The organism is Streptomyces marianii (assembly GCF_005795905.1).
GTDB lineage: Bacteria > Actinomycetota > Actinomycetes > Streptomycetales > Streptomycetaceae > Streptomyces > Streptomyces marianii.
This window is the reverse complement of the sequence record NZ_VAWE01000001.1, coordinates 7,844,926-7,861,590: the sequence shown is the minus strand read 5'-3', so window position 1 is coordinate 7,861,590 and position 16,665 is coordinate 7,844,926. Positions and strand designations below refer to the sequence as shown.

14 protein-coding genes are annotated in these 16,665 nt (G+C 72.5%); 5 read left to right on the top strand and 9 right to left on the bottom strand.

The features are described from left to right. Positions 1–38 precede the first annotated feature (38 nt). The 3 genes from FEF34_RS35465 to FEF34_RS35455 all read right to left on the bottom strand — a co-directional run bounded on the left by FEF34_RS35465 (position 39) and on the right by FEF34_RS35455 (position 3,376). Positions 39–644: a hypothetical protein gene (locus tag FEF34_RS35465; RefSeq protein ID WP_138056823.1), complete on the bottom strand. Its 606-nt coding sequence runs from the start codon at positions 642–644 to the stop codon at positions 39–41. 402 nt (positions 645–1,046) lie between these two features. After that, positions 1,047–1,451 (bottom strand): hypothetical protein, encoded by a 405-nt coding sequence (locus FEF34_RS35460; RefSeq protein WP_138056822.1) that lies wholly within the window; start codon positions 1,449–1,451, stop codon positions 1,047–1,049. A gap of 221 nt (positions 1,452–1,672) precedes the next feature. Further along, entirely contained in the window at positions 1,673–3,376 is a 1,704-nt protein-coding gene (locus FEF34_RS35455; RefSeq protein ID WP_138056821.1) for a multicopper oxidase family protein, read from the bottom strand. A gap of 570 nt (positions 3,377–3,946) precedes the next feature. On the opposite strand from FEF34_RS35455, the gene FEF34_RS35450 reads away from it, so the two are divergent. Both FEF34_RS35450 and FEF34_RS35445 read left to right on the top strand, forming a co-directional pair. Continuing rightward, entirely contained in the window at positions 3,947–4,843 is an 897-nt protein-coding gene (locus FEF34_RS35450) for a universal stress protein (protein ID WP_138056820.1), read from the top strand. A 51-nt stretch (positions 4,844–4,894) separates the two neighbouring features. After that, complete coding sequence (locus tag FEF34_RS35445; RefSeq protein WP_234042681.1) at positions 4,895–5,563, top strand: hypothetical protein; 669 nt, start codon at positions 4,895–4,897, stop codon at positions 5,561–5,563. A gap of 629 nt (positions 5,564–6,192) precedes the next feature. Here the strand turns inward: FEF34_RS35445 and FEF34_RS35440 are convergent. Both FEF34_RS35440 and FEF34_RS35435 read right to left on the bottom strand, forming a co-directional pair. After that, entirely contained in the window at positions 6,193–6,702 is a 510-nt protein-coding gene (locus FEF34_RS35440; RefSeq protein ID WP_138056819.1) for a MarR family winged helix-turn-helix transcriptional regulator, read from the bottom strand. Positions 6,703–6,739: 37 nt separating this feature from the next. Continuing rightward, entirely contained in the window at positions 6,740–7,831 is a 1,092-nt protein-coding gene (locus FEF34_RS35435; protein ID WP_138056818.1) for a PP2C family protein-serine/threonine phosphatase, read from the bottom strand. Between the two features lie 182 nt (positions 7,832–8,013). Between FEF34_RS35435 and FEF34_RS35430 the strand changes: the two genes are divergently transcribed. Next, a complete protein-coding gene (locus tag FEF34_RS35430) occupies positions 8,014–8,565 on the top strand; it encodes a nitroreductase family deazaflavin-dependent oxidoreductase (RefSeq protein ID WP_234042680.1) in 552 nt (183 codons plus the stop codon). Positions 8,566–9,135: 570 nt separating this feature from the next. Here the strand turns inward: FEF34_RS35430 and FEF34_RS35425 are convergent. Then, positions 9,136–10,983 carry a glycoside hydrolase family 15 protein gene (locus tag FEF34_RS35425; RefSeq protein ID WP_138056816.1) on the bottom strand — a complete coding sequence of 616 codons (1,848 nt, stop codon included), beginning with the start codon at positions 10,981–10,983 and terminating at the stop codon, positions 9,136–9,138. Positions 10,984–11,213: 230 nt separating this feature from the next. After that, positions 11,214–12,065, bottom strand: a complete 852-nt coding sequence (locus FEF34_RS35420; protein WP_138056815.1) for a YhjD/YihY/BrkB family envelope integrity protein — start codon at positions 12,063–12,065, stop codon at positions 11,214–11,216. A 446-nt stretch (positions 12,066–12,511) separates the two neighbouring features. On the opposite strand from FEF34_RS35420, the gene FEF34_RS35415 reads away from it, so the two are divergent. Then, positions 12,512–13,261: a DUF4142 domain-containing protein gene (locus FEF34_RS35415; protein WP_171053216.1), complete on the top strand. Its 750-nt coding sequence runs from the start codon at positions 12,512–12,514 to the stop codon at positions 13,259–13,261. A 588-nt stretch (positions 13,262–13,849) separates the two neighbouring features. On the opposite strand, the gene FEF34_RS35410 is transcribed toward FEF34_RS35415, so the two are convergent. Together FEF34_RS35410 and FEF34_RS35405 are read right to left on the bottom strand one after the other, a co-directional pair. Beyond that, complete coding sequence (locus FEF34_RS35410; protein WP_138056814.1) at positions 13,850–14,482, bottom strand: Rv1733c family protein; 633 nt, start codon at positions 14,480–14,482, stop codon at positions 13,850–13,852. Between the two features lie 174 nt (positions 14,483–14,656). Then, the gene (locus tag FEF34_RS35405) at positions 14,657–15,526 is read right to left on the bottom strand and encodes a CBS domain-containing protein (RefSeq protein ID WP_138056813.1); all 870 of its coding nucleotides are present in this window, start codon (positions 15,524–15,526) and stop codon (positions 14,657–14,659) included. Positions 15,527–15,705: 179 nt separating this feature from the next. Between FEF34_RS35405 and FEF34_RS35400 the strand changes: the two genes are divergently transcribed. Further along, a complete protein-coding gene (locus FEF34_RS35400; protein ID WP_138056812.1) occupies positions 15,706–16,557 on the top strand; it encodes a DMT family transporter in 852 nt (283 codons plus the stop codon). Positions 16,558–16,665: the final 108 nt, after the last annotated feature.

Sequence of the window (16,665 nt, the reverse complement as noted above, 5' to 3'; positions counted from 1 at the left end):
CCGGGTGAGAGACGTGTGCTGAGGAAGAGGGTGCGGCGTCAGCCGCGGAGGTCCAGCGCGTTGCCGTACGGCGCGACCCAGAAGAACTCGCCGGTGTCGTCGTAGGCGTAGAGCAGACCCGTGCTGCCGAGCGCCAGGAGGTCGCTGCCGCTCTTGCGGACCTGCACGACCGCCGTGGAGCCGTCCCCCGCGACGACCTCCGCCTGACCGAAGTCCTCGTCCACCCGCCCCGTGCGGATGGTGCAGGTCATACCGATGAAGTCCTGCCGGGACGGCCCCGGTTCGTCGGGGAAGAGCTTGGCCAACGGCCGCACGAGCGCGCGGGTGACCCACCACGAGAGGAACAGCGAGGCCGCGAGCACGGCGACACGCAGGAGATGGAAGGGGAGGCCGGCCAGGCCGGCTCGGGCGAGCAGGACCGAGCCGGCCAGGCTGCCGAACCAGCCGAAGGCGATCAGGAGCGAGGCCGCCACCGAGACGGGCACACCGCCCAGGCCCGCTGCGTCGGTGTCCACGTCCGCGTCGAAGCTGTCGGGGTCGGCCACTCCGGTCAGAACCAGCAGCCAGAAGCCGATGACGACCAGAAGCGCCGAGGTGAACAGCACCGTGGGGAAGCCTGCGGCGGCTTGCAGGAACTCGGCCATCAGTCATCCCCTCGTGAGTGGACCGGGTGGTCGGTCGCCGGCATCTGCAACAACAGAAGCCTCTGCCTGCTTCCGGCAGCCGGTCATGTGTGCTGGGCCGGATCTCCCTTGGCCCGAAGTGATCCTGACAGTGCGTCCCATCGGTTCGCATTGCCGTATTCCGGCAATCTTTACGGCCCCTTGATGCCGCGCGGCGCACGCTGGCGGCACGATGCGCGGATCTCCGTACGGCAGAGGGCGGTAGCGGCACCACGGGGAGCACGAGGAAACGAGGCGTACGGGGAGACGAGACGGACGAGGGGACCGAGGAACACGAGGCGGACGAGGCGGACGAGGAACACGAGGAGCTCGGGGAGCGGGGAGAGCACGGGCTGCCGGGGGCAGGGTCAGGTCGCCGGGGCCCTACCGGCGCGGAAGGTCGAACCACTCCCGGCTGGCATCTCCCGTGGAGAGCACGGTGACGAAGAGACCCGCGGCGACGGCGGCGGCCCAGGAGCCCCAGGCGCCGCTGTGAGCCACCAGGCCGCTCGCGCCGCCCAACGTCAGCAGTGACCCGATGGCAACCGCGCCGATCCGGACGCCGTTGCCCCCGCCGGCGAACCTCCGCGCGATGGCGATCACGGCTGTGGCGAACACCCCGAGCAGGAGGGCCGCAAGCAGCAGGAGGCCCACGAAGAGCGCTCCCAGGGCGCCGGTCTCCAGCGTGGCGGCGGCCACCACGAACCCCAGCGAGGCGAGGACGCTCACCGCCCCCACCGCGAGCAAGACGGCACGGACGGATCTGACGGTGCCGGGCATCTGACTCATCGAGTTCCTTCGGACGGGCTCCCTGGACAACGACCACTCCGCGGGGCCCTTCGCGGCGCGCACTCGTGCGCGTCGTCGCGGCGACCTCCGCGGACGCACAGGATAGGACCCGCGGGCACGTGGTCGGCCCGTGCGGTACGAGTCGTTACCCGCGGCCGATGCAGATCGGCGGCCCCGGGGCCGGGCGCCGTCCAGCGGAGACTCCGGGCCGGACGCTCGGCCTACCGGTAGCCGAGCGTCGTCATCATTCCCGACTCGGAGTGGTAGACGTTGTGACAGTGCAGCATCCACAGCCCGGGGTTGTCCGCGTCCAGGTCGCACACCAGCTTGCGGTGCGGCAGCACCACGGAGGTGTCCTTGCGGGCGCCGCGGGAGCCGATGCCGGCCAGGGCGTAGGTATGGCCGTGCAGATGGACGGGGTGCCACATGTCGGTTGCGTTGACGACCACCAGCCGCACCCGCTCACCACGTTCGACCCGGTGGATCCGATCCGGCGAGTAGGGCCTGTGGTCGATGCCCCAGTCGAACCTCTCCATACCGCCGGTCAGTGTGATCTTGAGCTGCCGGTCGGGCCTGCGCCGGTCCAGGGCGACCGACTCGTGAGGGCTCAGCCGCCGGGCCGACACCAGGACGTCCCGGTACAGCTCCGCCGGACGCGCGGACGGCTTCGGTGCAGCGGCCCTGCCCGCCCGCAGCACCGCCATCCCCGCCCCGCGCTTGCCCTCGGCGAGCGCGGTGAACGGGAAGACCCCGCCTTTCACGGTGACCAGCGCGTCGTACCGCTCGGCCATGCCCAGGAGCACTGAGTCCACCGTCTCGTGCTGCACGGGGAAGCCGTCGCTGTGGGTGATCGTGAGCCGATGGCCTCCGAGCGCGACCCGGAACGGCGTGTCGGCCGCAGCGTTGATGATGCGCAGCCGAATCCGTTCGCCGGGCCTGGCGCTGAACTGCGAGGGATCTGCCGAGATCCGGCCGTTGACCAGGTAGTGCGGGTAGTCGACATCACCCGTGTGACCGCCGAGGAGCTCGCTCCCCGTCTGCCGGCCGGTGCGCGGGGCCTCGCCGCCGTACGGGGAGGTGGAGGACGTCCGGTCGCGCGGCTCCGGGCCGTCGTCCCGGGCCGGCCCGTACCCGGCGTCCACACCTCCGCGCGGGAGCGAGGGCCGGTCGCTGCCCTCACGTGCACCGTGCCCGTCCTGGTGCCCTTGCCGCACGCCGTGGCCGGGAGCGGGCCTGCCCTTGCGGAGCCGGGCGAACACGTCGCCCGGGGACAGGCCGTCGATCCCGTCGATCCAGTCGTCCAGCACGATGACCCACTCGCGGTCGTAGGAGAGCGGCTCGTCGGGGTCGTCCACGATCAGCGGTGCGTAGAGACCGCGGTCCAGTTGCAGGCCCAGATGCGGGTGGAACCAGTACGTGCCCGGGTGCGGCACGCGGAAGCGGTAGGTGAACGACGCGCCCGCTCTGATCGGCGGCTGCGTCACGTTCGGCACACCGTCCATGTCGTTGCGCACGGCGACGCCGTGCCAGTGGACCGTGGTGGGATCCGGCAGGTGGTTGTTCAGGGTCAACCGGAGTGTGTCGCCCGCCGTGACGCGGACCTCACGGCCCGGCAACTCGTCGTTGTACGTCCAGGTCCTGGCCGTACGCCCGGCCCCCAGCTCGACCGTCCCCGGAGCGGCCGTCAGCGTCAGTCCCCTCGCCGGCCGTTCGGGGCTCGTCGCCCCAGGGGACGCCGCCGCGCCGCCATCCGGATCCTGGGCGGAACGTGCGTGTGCCGGTCCCTGGGCCCCGTCCCGGTGTGCGGGATTCTGTGCGCTGCCCGAGCAGCCGGCAAGCAGTCCGGATCCCGCAGCCGCGATGCCGACGCGCAGTACGGCACGGCGGGGCGGCAAGGTCCGGATCGTCTGTTCCTGCGTGGACATGGCCCTCCGGTCGGTCGAACGCGTGCCCACCCCGCCGTGGACGGCCCCCGGGTGGGGCGCGGGTCGGGAAACCTGGCGAGCCGGTGCGCAGCCGACGCCTCGCCGCTCCGCGCGGCGAGCACATGGGCGTCCCCTCCGCCGGTCGCCGCGTAGCGCGGGCGATGCCCGGTCCGTAGCCGCCACTCGGAGGCTGGGCGTCCGCCCGGCTCCGGGGTGCGGCGATCTCACCGTGTGCCGTCCGCTCCTCGGAGGAGCCGCCGCCACCCCGGAAGGATTGCATAGTGCAAAGTGATGATCCAGCAGCCCGCGGAGCCCGGGAGACGTGTCGCCGACCGGGACGCGGAGCGTCACCTCGACGGGAAGGCGGTGCCCGCCACGGGGCCGCCGCACGGCGCGGTGACGCCGCCCGATGTCGCGGATCCCCTGATGAGGCGACCCGTGCCAGGGCGCCGCACCCGGTTGCCGGTGAACGCCCGTTCCCGTGTGATGGAAGCGAGCCGGACGGGGCATGGGTCAAGGCCCGATCACGGAGGACCGCTCGCGTCCTTCGAGCGGCCGGGAGAGGAGTCGATGGTGGATGATCGCCACACGGCCGGACCGGTGGTGGTGGGTGTGGTCGAAGCGCAGGGGCAGGAGCAGGTGGTGCTCCGTGCGGCGGAAGAGGCGGCCCGCGCCGGCACGGTGCTTCGCGTCGTGCACGCCGCCGAACGGGCGTCGCCGGCCGGATCGACCGAAGCCGGCGCGGATGGCGAAGCGCACGCCGATCGGGCGGAGCGTGTCATCGCCCCTCTCGCCGAAGCGGTCCACCGGAGGTTCCCGGACCTGGCGGTCGAGCCGGACGTCGTCTCCGGCTCCCCGGCGTCGGCGCTCGTCGACCGGTCGGCCGAAGCATCGTTGATCGTCGTGGGCCACCGCGGGACGGGGGGATTCCCGCGGCTGCCACTCGGATCCGTGAGTCTGCAGGTGGCCACCCACTCACGCTGCCCGGTCCTCGTGGTCAGACCCCGGAGGAGAACCGAACCCGGAGTCGAACGGGTGGTGGTCGGCGTCGACGTCGACGACATGCAGCCGCACGTCATGGAGTTCGCCCTGCGCGCGGCCGCCGCCCGTGGCGCCCCGCTCGAAGTCGTTCACGGCTCCACTCGGCCCGACCTTCTCGGCACCGGCCCCACCGGCCCCCTTCTCGTCGGACACGAGAAACGACCGAGCGTGGCGAAGGACCTGCTGGAGGAGAGGCTCGGCCCGTACCGGTCCCGATGCGACGACCTGGACATCCGCACGCGTGTCGAGCGGAGTCGGCCGGCGCACCTTCTGGTGGACTCCTCTCGCGATGCGACTCTGCTGGTCGTCGGCAGCCACGGTCGCACCGGCCTGCGGAGACTGATGCTCGGCTCGGTGAGCGGCGAGGTGCTGCACACCGCCCGGTGCCCGGTCGTCGTGGTGCCTCCGCCGGAGGCCGAGGAGTGATGCCGCCGGGGCGGGTGTCCGCGCCCCGGCAGTCCTTTGCATAATGCAACCATGGAGAGCGGAAGACGGCGGGCACGGCCACGGCAGAGCTACTCGATCAGCGCTGCGCTGTGGGGTCCGGCCGACTACAACGGCCGGCCCCCGAGCTGGCTGGTGGCGGAGGGCATCGCGGTGGGCGTCGTGGGTTCGGCCGTCATCGCCGGGCCGGGGGTCGCGGGAACCCTCCTCGGCTCGACGGTACTGCAGACGGGCGAGGCGGGGATGCTGGTCGCGCTGGGCCTGGTGGTCTTCCTCCTCTGTATGCGGGCCGGCAGGGCCCTCGTGGGACCGATCGCCGTCCTCGGTGTGTGCTGGGCGGTCGCCGCACCCAAGGCCACGAACGAAGTAGTGCTGCGCTGGGGCGGCGAGGTCAGCAGTGTCGTCGTGACCTCCGTGGCGCCCGGGGCCACGGAGCGGCACTACTGCGCGGTGCGGCACCTCGACGGCACTCCGGTCCCCGGGCGGATCTGGCGGGGATGCACGGCGACGACGCTGCCGGGCGACCGGATCGGGCTCGTCCACGACCCGCACGGCCGGGTGCCGCCGCGCGGGATCACCACGTCCGGTCGTGACGAGGCTCTGGTGGAATCGCTGGGCATCGGCCTGGCGCTGGCGACGCTCAGCACTGTCGCGGTGGTCCGCTCGTACCATCTGGGCCCGAAGGCCCACGTGCCGTGCTGACGAGGGGACCGCGGCGCACGACGGGCGGCCCGCCGCCGCACGCGGCCCACTCCGCCCGGGCGGTTCTTCCGCCGGCGTCCCACCCGAGCCCCCGTTTCGTGGGTCCAGGGCGTGTTGCGAAAGTCCCTCCCGCCCCGCGGCGGACGGAGCGACCTCGGCAACATGGCCCAAGGGCTGTCCCGCAATCCCCGGTGGGCGCGCGACGACGGCCACGGCGCCTCGCCGCGTTGTCCAAGCATCCGAATACACCCGGTACGAGGACGGCGCTCCGCCTCGCGATGCACCGCATCCGACGCCGCGCGCTGGTCCCCCGGGAACTGCGGGACAGCCCTGAGCTAGGGCGTGTTTCGAAGGTAGCCTCGTCCGCCCCAGGGCGGGGGCCTCTGGTGCATGGAGTCTCCCCAGGCCCTCCGGCCGAGGGGGTGGGGTCTCCCCAGGCCCTCCGGCCGAGGGGGTGGGGTCTCCCCAGGCCCTCCGGCCGAGGGGGTGGGGTCTCCCCAGGCCCTCCGGGCCGAGGGGAAGATCGCAAGGCGCAGGGAGGAGAGCGCAGCGGGCTGCGCCGACGACCGACAACGCCGCGAGGGTGCGCGCCAGAGGCCCCCGCCCAGACGGGACTTTCGAAAAACGCCCTAGTGGTCCGCCCAGCCCAGCGGGTACAGCGCACTGTCCGCGGACGGCACCGTCGGCTCACCGCCCGCCTCGTTGAAGTCGGTGAGCGCGTCGATCAGCGCAGCTCGCTGCGCGGGGGCCATCCGCAGCACGATCCTCTCGATCTCCCTACGGCGTCTGCTCGTGACGTCCTCGACGAGCGCCCCGCCCTCCGCCGTGAGCCGCAGCACCGTCTCCCGGCGGTTGGCCGGGTTCGTCCGTCGGTCCGCGAGACCGGCCGCGATCAGCCGGTCGATCATGCGCATCGCCGTCGAGGGATTGACCCCGAGACGCTCGGCGAGCACCACGAGCTTCGCCGGCCCGTGCATGGACAACACCACCAGCAGGCGGAACTGGGGCAGCGTCACCCGGTCCTCGACCGCCGCCAGGGAATGGGCCGATACGGCCACGAGCAGCCTGGACGCCGTGAGTACCGCACGCGTCACCGCGTCGACGTCATCGACGTGCGGAACTTGCCCTCTGTCGGTCATGGCCCCTTTCTACCCCCTGTGGCCCTCGTGCCGGAGCTCACCCGGTGATCGACGGTCTCCGGCCGCTCACATCGGCGTCGTGGTGACGGATCAGCAGCATGGCGGCGTCGTCGTGGAGCGGCCCTGCGGCGTGCAGGACCAGATCGGCGCGCAGAGCCTGGAGAGCGGACTCGGAGTCGGGGTCCTTCAGGAGTCCGCCCCGGTCCTCCAGGGGATAGAAGCGCCCCGCTCCGTCGCGTGCCTCCGAGACGCCGTCCGTGTACAGCAGCATCTGGTCCCCCGGCGTGAAGCGCTCCGAGTGGGACTCGGGCCGGTGGCCCGCGTGTATCCCGAGGCCGAGCGGCAGAGCGGGGAGGGGCGGCTCGGCGAAGCGTACCCGTCCGTCCGGCCTCACGATCATGGGTGCGGGGTGCCCGTAGTTCAGCAGGGTCACCGTCCCGTCGTTCCCGACTTCCGCCAGCACGGCCGTCACGAACTTCTCACCTTGGAGTTCCCTGTCCGCCACCCGCTCCAGCCGGGCGCCGACGCCGGCCAGGTCCGCCTCGTCGTGGGCGGCTTCCCGGAAGGCGCCCAGGACCAGGGCCGCCGTCTCGACCGCCTCCAGCCCTTTGCCCTGGACATCCCCCACGATCACACGCACGCCAGCGGGTGACGCCACCACCTCGTACAGATCGCCGCCGATGCGCGCCTCGGCGACGGCCGAAGTGTAGGAGACCGCCACGCGCAGATGCCCGGCACTGCGCGGCACCGGCCTCAACAGCACGCGCTGCGCCACTTCCGCGATCGAGCGGACGCTGGCCAGTTCGGCTTCCCGCCGTTGCCGCATCACCGCCGCGACCAGACCCGCCACGGTCACGCCCGCCACCGACGCCAGGGCCGTCCAGCCCCGGCGGCCGGTGAACAGACCGTCGTAGAGCCCGAGCCCGAGGCACAGGAGCGTCGCCAGACCGCCGATGAGGGCCGTGCGTCGCCAGCCGCCGGCCAGTCCGGCGAAGGCGGGGCCCAGGGAGACGAGGGGGAGGAAGCCGACCGAGGGGCCCGCCGTCACATCGACGACGGTGACGACGGCCATCACGCCGTACGGGAGGACGGACAGCACCCATGAGCGCTGCGGTGTCACGTCGGGCATGGCTGACCCCGCGGTGTGTGAGGCGGTGCGATCGGCTGCGAGCGGGCGTCCGGCACCACCACGGACCGCCGCTTGATTTAGCCTATGCAAAACTTACCCTCCCGAAGCATTTCGGGAGAGTCTCGTTACACAACCGACAGCTGACGGCTGCAAGGGCGGCAGCCGGAACCGGAGGGTGCCTCGTGGACCATTCGAACCCCCCACCACAGCGACCTGCGCCGCCGACCGGCTGGAAGCGGCTGGCCGCCCGGCTCCCCGTACACCTCTTCAGGATCGGGCTCGGCCCCCTGTTCGGCAGGAGGCTCCTTCTCCTCATCCACACGGGAAGGCTGAGCGGCGCCTCGCGCACCGTGGTCCTCGAGGTCGTGGACCACACCCGGGCACCCCGCTCCTGGACCGTGGCGTCCGGCTACGGCCCTTCGGCCCAGTGGTACCGGAACCTCCGGCGCACCCCGCAGGCCACCGTCCAGGTCGGCAGGCGCTACCACGCGGTGAACGCCCGGTTCCTGTCCGCGGAGGACGGTGCCACGGTCATGGCCCGCTACGCCGAGGACCATCCCCGTACGGCTGCTCGACTGTGCGCCTATCTGGGCCTTCCCACCGACGGGACGGCGGCCGGGTACCGCCGTGCAGGGGAACTGATCCCGTTCGTCCGGCTGGAGTGCGCCCCCGCCTGCCATGGTCCACGAGCCGCGACGAGCCGGAGGCAGGCGGACGATCCGACTGCCCGATGACGGCGCGGTAGGGACGTGCGCTCACCCGCTGCGGCCCGTTGGGCCCGGCACACCCCGCTCGAGGAGCCGGGAGGCCGCGCCCCGGCAGAGCAGGCCGCAAATCGATCCACCCTCCGAGCGCGCGGCGGGTGGATCGATCCTTTGCATCATGCAATTCTCTTGGTCGGCAGCTCTCCCCGAGGCGCGGAGACCCGCCCGTGAGGCGCGGCGGGACATCCAGCTGTGACGCTCGGAAAGAGCCCGCCGCGCCCGGCTCCGGACGTGCTCTCCGACTCCTCCCGAGCGAGCAGGAGGAGGCCCGGAGCCGGGCTCCCCCGCCGGGGAGTCCACGCGACACGGCCGCCCTCGACCACTGCGGCCAGGCCCCCCGGACGCTCCGGCCGTCGCCGAGTACCGCTTCACCGGTCCCGTTCCGGGTACCGCTTCCCGGGTCCGGGTCGTCGACCCGCCTCCGTAGCCCGCAGGTTGCCCGGTCCCTGCCGGGCCGCCGCCGTCGGTCCGGCCCTGGCAGCGTGTGAGGCCGGCGCACGGGTGACCGCCCGAGACGGCCCCTGCCCCGGTGAGGCACCGTCACTTGCGCGACCACGTCCGCGTGGACAGGTCGGGGCGTACCCCGCGCTGGGCACGGGCGAGTACGACGGCCGTGGCCAGCAGGCCGACATGGCTGATCGCTTGCGGGAAGTTGCCGAGGAACGAACCGTCGGACGGGTCGACCTGCTCGGGCAGGAGCCCCAGGGGGCCGGCGTAGGAGCAGAGCCGTTCGAAGAGTTCCGTCGCCTCGTCGATGCGCCCCTGTCCGGCCAGGTTGTCCGCCATCCAGAAGCTGCACAGGAGAAAGGCTCCTTCGGGTTCGTCGATGCCGTCCGGTGAGGCCGTGGGCAGGTAGCGGTAGAGCAGACCGCCACCCGCGTCGAGGCGGTCCGCCACCGCCCGGGTGGTGGCGACCATGCGGGGGTGGTCGGCGGGTACGACCCGTCTGAGCGGAAGGGCGAGCAGGGAAGCATCCAGGCCGCCGCCGCCCAGGTGCTCGGTGAGGGCTCCTGCCTCGTCGTCCCAGGCCTCGTCGAGGATCCGGGCCGCGAGACGCCCGGCATCCCGGTTCCAGCCCTCCGCGTCACCGGGCAGTCGCAGCATGCGGGACAGGCGTGCCGCCCGGTCGAGGGCCACCTGGCACATGGCGGCCGAGTACGTGAACGGCCGACCGTGTGTGCGTACCTCCCAGATGCCGTGGTCCGGGCGGTTCCACGCGGTGCGGGCCTCCTCGGCGAGGCGTTCGAGCTGTCGCCACAGACCGGGGTCGAGCACACCCCCCGTCGCGGCCCGCTGGAACGCGCAGTCGAGGATCTCGCCGTACACGTCGTGCTGCACCTGGCGCGCCGCGGCGTTTCCCCAGCGCACCGGAGCGGATCCGCGGTAGCCCTCCAGTGCCGCGTCCTCGACCTCATGGGGCGGGGCGTGTCCGTCCAGGTCGTAGAGGACGAGAGGACGCCCGCTCTCGTGGGAGGCGGTCAGGGCCCAGCTCAGGAAGCCTTCGGCCTCCGTGGGCAGTCCGATGCGCCGGAGGGCGAAGACCGCGTAGGCGGTGTCCCGGATCCACGCGTACCGGTAGTCCCAGTTCCGAGTGCCGTGAACGCGTTCCGGAAGGGAGGACGTGGGGGCGGCGATGAGCGCCCCGTTCTCCACATGGTCCAACAGCTTGAGGGTGATCGCGGAGCGGAGCACCAGATCAGGGCGGGGCACGTCCCGCACCACGTGAGCGGCCCACCGCCTCCAGACCCGTGCGGTGGCTTCCAGGCACGCGGAAGGCCGGTCGAGGCTCCCGGCGCCGTGGCGGGCCCCGGCGCCCCAGGTCAGGGAGACGGTCAGGTCTTCCCCCGGCCCGAGGGTGATCGTGCTGTCCGTACCGGGTACGGGCCGGGAGAGCCGGACGTACACGGCGGGCCGGCCCGGACCGCGGAGGACCCATACCCGCCCGTCCGGGCCGACCTCGTCGCCCCGGCGAGGGCTGAGGCGGAAGCAGAGCTCGACGCTGCCGTGCGTCACGCGCACATGTCGCAGAAGTTCCTCACGACCGGCCCTCGCGTCCTCCTCCAGACGCGCGTCCGGCGCGAGTGGGAACGCGTCGGTGATCTCGACCGCCCCCTCCGGACCGCGCATCTCCGTGATGAGCACACCGGTGCCGGACACGTATCGCTGGCGGCTCTCGGTCACCCGCGCGGGCGCGATCAGCAGTTCTCCCCCTCTCCGGTGGTCGAGCAGGGATGCGAAGAGGGGCACCGAGTCGAAGCGCGGGACGCACATGAAAGTCACCGCGCCGTCCCGGCCGACCAGGGCGCAGGTACGGCCGTCACCGACGAGTCCGTGATCGGCGATCGGCAGGTAGCCCTGGACACGACTCAAGGGTCGCCACTCGCCCATGTACGGCGCCTACCCGGAATGCGGCGGCCAAGCGCGCAGGTCGACGGTGCGAGGGCGCGCGGATCGCGGGCGGACGCTGCTCGTCCGGAGGGGCTTTCGTTCCCCGCGGGGCGGTGCGCCGCGGAACCGGGGCGGTCACGGACGAGGGACCGCCGAGCGTGCCGTGCGGCCCGGCCGAGTGCGAGGGGCGCCCGGCCCGGTGCTGCGCGAACGGCTGCAGCGGCCGCCGGTCAGCCGTGCCGACGCCGCGGCCCCGGCCATGCCTCTTCGTGGAGAATCCTGCCCACGAGCGCTCCTCCGTAGAGGATGAAACCCACGCCGACGAACCAGGACTGGACGACCAGCATCGTCCCGACGGGGCCGTATGCGACGGCGCTCGTCACGATCAGGGGGGAGAAGACGAGGCGGGAGAAGAGACGGAGGCCGAGCAGGCCGACGGTGGTTGCGAGGGCGCCCGGCAGGAGGGCTCTCCACCCGACCCGGCGGCCGAGGAGGACCTTCTGCGAAGCCCACAGGAGCATCAGCGTGACGAGAACGGCGCCGGCCGTCCCCTGCGGCGTCGTGATGACGCTCTGCCTCCGCAGTGGCGTGTTGGTGAGCACCAGCACGTACCCCACGACCAGACACAGCCACACTACGTGCCGTGCCAGCATGCCGGCGTACGAGCCGCCGCTTCGAGCCGGTTCCAGCCCCCATGCCTTCTCGTAGCCGGTCTGAACCGCCGCCCCGAACGTGACGCCGAAAATCGCGAGAGCGGCCAGGCTGAAGCTCGTCGTCGCTCGCAGGACGTGTCGCGGAGGGGCGAACATCTGCTGGATCTCGTGCTGAGCCGCCGTCGATGCGCTCAGGGCCCTGCTGAGCCAGTGCGCGAAACCGGCTGCCTGAGCCGGGGCCGCCGCCGCGAGTACGATCATCAGCGGCACCAGGGTGAGGAAGCCCATCGCGGCGAATCCCAGGGAGCGGTTCATCAACTCCAGGTCGCCGCCGTCCCGCTCCCCCGGCCCGCCCATGACGGACTCACGAATCCGTCGGCCGAAGCGTCGGGGCAGGGATGCGTCAGCCGGGCCTTCGGTGGAATCCATGCGACTCGACTACCACGGTCGGATCGCCGGTCGCCGGATCGACGCGAGGCCTCCCGTCGGCAGGAGCGGCGTTCTCGGGATCCCGGGTCGCGTGTCCGCGCGGGGCGGCGGGTTGCCTCGTCAACTCATGCGGGCCGTGGTGCTGTTGCGAGCCGGACCGCCCAGCGCGGTCAGTACGCCTGCGGACACCCGGCGCACCCGCCCGTCCGCCCCTCCGTCCGGGATGCGTCAGCGGCCGCGGTTCCCATGCGGTGACGACCACGAATCCGACGGCGGACCGGGCAGCCTGGTGAGGGCCGGGACACGGCCGTTCGAAAGGATTCCCGCCCTCGGGTGAACGCTGCGGCGGTCGGGCCCGTACTGCTGTCTGCGTGCCGTGCCAGCCGCCGTACAACAGCTTCCGGGCGACATGAACGAGCAAGTACCCATGCCGACCGGGAGGCATCATGCGTTCCAACCGACGCGCCGCCGAATCCACCGTCCCCAGGACCATCGCGGTGATCGTGGCCGTCTGCGCGGTCATCGCCACCGTGCTGTTCATCACGCGGGGAGGTGATGAGGAGGCCTCGGCCTCGCCGACCCCCGCGGGGGCCGCGGCACAGAACGGCTACGGGCAGTCCGGCACCGCGGGATACGGTCAGTCGTCCGGCGCCGCCCACGGAGCGGACGCGCAGAACGAGGCGGCGGAGGACGCCCAGTCCGGACCGACCGAACCCCAGCCGGTGACCGAGGTGGACAAGACGTTCCTGGTCAAGGTGCGGCAGGCCGGCCTGTGGGAGATCCCGGCCGGCCGGCTGGCCCAGACGAACGCCTCCAGCGAAGCGGTCAAGCGCGCCGGCCTGCACCTCATGGACGGCCACAGCAAGCTCGACCAGCTGGTACGCGAGGACGCCAAGATCCTTGGCGTTGCGATTCCCGACGAGGCCACGGCCGAACAGCAGGGCTGGGTCAAGCAGATGGAGAACGCCCGGGGAGCCGAGTTCGACCGCCTGTTCGCGAACCTGCTGCGCGCCTCGCACGGAAAGATCTTCGCCACCATCGGCGAGGTCCGGGCCGCCACCCAGAACGACCTCATCCGCCGCCACGCGCGGCAGGCCAACCAGACCGTGCTGGACCACCTCGAGGTCCTGGAGGACACCGGCCTGGTCGACAGTGCGACCTTCGCCGACGTGGAGAAGTCCGTCACCCCTAAGTAGACCGGAAACCGCCCGAGTAGACCGGAAACCGCCCCACCCGCCGCGCGAGGCCGCCGGACCATGCGCGGCGGGTTCCGGCTGCACTCCTCCGACAGCCCAGCGGATACCGGCGCCGCGTCAGGCGACGGCTGCTCCGGCCGAGCCGGCCCGGACAGCACGTACTCCCGGCCGCCCCGCACCTGGAGCTCTCCCTTGCACTGTGCAATGATGGGCGGCGAGGAGGGCCCAGCGGCGACGGGCCCATGCGCGGAAGCTGGGCACTGGCACGGTGACGCAGTCGATTCCGGCGCCCGGCCGCGGCTGGCAGCCCTCCTCGCCATCGACCGTGGGCAGTTGACTCCACGGGCGGGTGGACGTGAGGCGCCGGTGCACGCCGTACACCGTGCCGACGTCGCTCCTCCGTGCGCGGCCGCGCCCCACGACCGATCGGCGGCGCTCAGAGCGCGGTGACCCGCTCCTCCGCGCGCGCCCGCGACCCAAGAGTTCGGGCTCCGGCAGGTGTAGAGGCTCGTGCGCTCCTCCGCGCGCGCCCGCGACCCAAGCGCTGCGGCACAGGCCGGGTCCGGCAACCCGCTCCGTCCTGTTCGCTCACCCTCCCCGGCGACCGGACCAGCGTGGTTCGACATCCCCCCACTCGGCCTCCCACGCGTCCAGGGTCCGGCGCTCGAGCCGACGGCCCCGAAGACCGGTCACCGCCACGGCGGCGCCCGCGACCACGGCGAACACCGAGATTCCCGCCAGCGCCGAGGCGAACGCCATGTCCGCGTCCGTAGGGGGTCTCGGGGTCGGCCGCCCGTGTTCGTCGACCCAGATCCGGATCACGCTCCCGGCCTCCGTACCGCGCGGCACCTCGACGACACCGTGGTGCGCTCCGCTCCCCGGCCGGCTCCAGGTCGCCTCGGCCGACGCGCCGCCCGACACGCCGGACCGGGTGTCCCGCGCGCCCGCCACCGCGCCGGTCACCGTGGTCGCACTCACCTGCTGCCGCTCCTCGTCGAGCACCCGACGGTGCTCGCCGGTCCATGTGGCCCAGGTGGCCGCCACCGCCAGGACGAGCGCCACCAGCACGGCGAAGGCGTCTTCCAGCACCAAGCGGCTGCGGGCCCGGTCCGCAGGGCGGACCAGCGGTCTCGTGTCCCTGCCGGCAGCGCACACCAGATGCCTCCACAGGGTGTCCCCAGCCACCCCGTGCGAACCGGGCACGGAGCGTTCGTCCGTCATGACGGGCCTCCCTCGTGGATCGTCCGGGAGAAGGCGATACCTGCGGGTGTTGTGCCGTTGCCTCCACCTTGGCGATGTCCCGCCGTCGCTCGTAGGGACAACCGTCCCCACCCTGGGGCCGGTCGGCCCAGGACGGACCGTCCTCGGCAGCCGCCACGACCCGTCGCGCGGTTCTCAGGCCGCCACCAGGTGATCGACGACTTCGGCGACGTCGGCAAGACCTTCGATCCGTTCGAGGAACCGCCGCGCGTCGGCCCGTTCCATCCGCCCCCACACGTTCACCGTCCCGTTGCGGACGGTGATCTCGACCGCGCTCCCGGCACCGGGGAACTCCTCCACGAGAATCCTGGACACGATCTCTTCACGGATGCCCTCGTCGTCCCTCACGAGAGACGCCAGAAGGGCGTTCCTGCGCACGACACCGACGAGGTGCCCGCCTTCGTCCGTGACAGGCATCCTCTTCAGCCGGGAGAGCGCTGCCAGCCACGCCGCCTCGGCGACGGTGGACTCGGGGAAGACCGTGATGGCAGGAGCGGTCATCAGGTCCTCCGCCGTTTCCGCGCGGGCACTCTCGTTCAGGCGCCGGCGAGCGAGGGAACCCGCCACGCCGGGCCGGTGACCGGTCGCCTCGACCGCCGCCTTGGCCAGCAGGTCCGATTCCGACACCACACCCATCACCCGGCCCTCCGGATCCGTCACGGGCAGCGATCCCACTCCGGCGTCGGTGAGTGCTCGAGCGATGGCCATGAACGCGGAGTCCCCCGGCACGGACGCGACAGCGACCTCCATGACGTCTCGGACCAGCAGCGGTTCGGCTTCCACATCGGACGCCGACCGTGCCCGGTGGGCCGTGTGCGCGGGCCGGGCCGGGGCCCCGCCGCCCGCCGGACTGCGGGGCTCCTCGTGCCGGGCGGACGCCGCCGCCATCGCGCCGATGTACCGGAGCAGCATGTCCTCCCGCAGGGGTTCGTCGATCCGGCTCGCTCTTCCGGGTACCGCACGGCGCGCTTCGACACCGGCGGCGGGGCTCTCGCGATCGGTCATGGCCGACTCCCTCGTCCGGAGGGTCTCCCCCGCTCTCCCATTGTCTCCTTGCGCGGAGCGAGGCGCCCGGGCCGTTCAGCCCTTCCACTGAGCGTTCGGAGGCTGCCGCCGCCGCTTCCGGCGGGCATGCCGTGCGTGTCGGCCCCTTCCTCGTATCTCCGCACCGGAATGCTGGCGTCATGAACCTCGCCGTCGCGGTGGCGGCCGCTCTGCTGTCCGCCCTGAGCTTCGGTGTCGGATCGGTACTTCAGCAGCAGGCGGCGCGCGAGGCACCCGCGTCGGACTCCCTCCGGCTCCGGCTGCTGCTCGAGCTGGCCCGCCGCCCGAAATGGCTGACCGGGATGGGACTCGTCGTCGCCTCGTACGCACTGCTCGGCCTGGCCCTGGCCGCCGGCCCTCTGGTCCTGGTCCAGCCGCTCGCCGCGACGGACCTCGTCTTCGCCCTGCCGTTCCTCGCCTGGCGACGCGGCATCTCCCTGACGCGTCCGGAGGCCGCGGGAATCGTGTGCACGGCGGGCGGTGTGGCCATGTTCCTGACGGTCCTTCCGCCGCCCGCCCACGGGACGGTTCCGGACGTCGCCGACTGGGTGCCCGTGCTCGCCGCCGTCGGCGGCGCCGTGGCGCTGCTGGCCCCCGCCGGCCTGCGGCGGCGCGGCAGCACGAGGACCGCGTTGTTCGCCGTCTGCGCGGCGCTGCTGTTCGCTCTCCTCGACAGCCTGACCAAGAGCACGGCCGACAGGTTCCAGACCCAGGGCGCGGGCGCGTTCCTCGCGTGGGAGCCCTACTCGCTGATCGTCATCGGAGTTCTGGGCCTGACCATGTCGCAGAGCGCGTACCAGGCGGGCTCCCTGGCCATCAGCCTGCCGATCATCGACACCCTCGAACCGGTCGGCGCCGTACTGATCGGCATCGCCGTCTTCGGCGAACGGCTCGCGCAGTCTCCTCCGGCGCTGGCCGTGCAGATGCTGGGAGCGGCCGTGGCGGTGACGGGCATCCTCCTCCTCGACCGCTCGCCCCTGGCTCGTGCCTGAGGAGCGGCACCCGGCCCGTGACGTTCCCGGGGACGGGACGACCGTCGAACGCCCCGGGTCGGCGGAACGACCGGTCCCTGCGGGTCCGACGGCCCGAACGTCCCCATA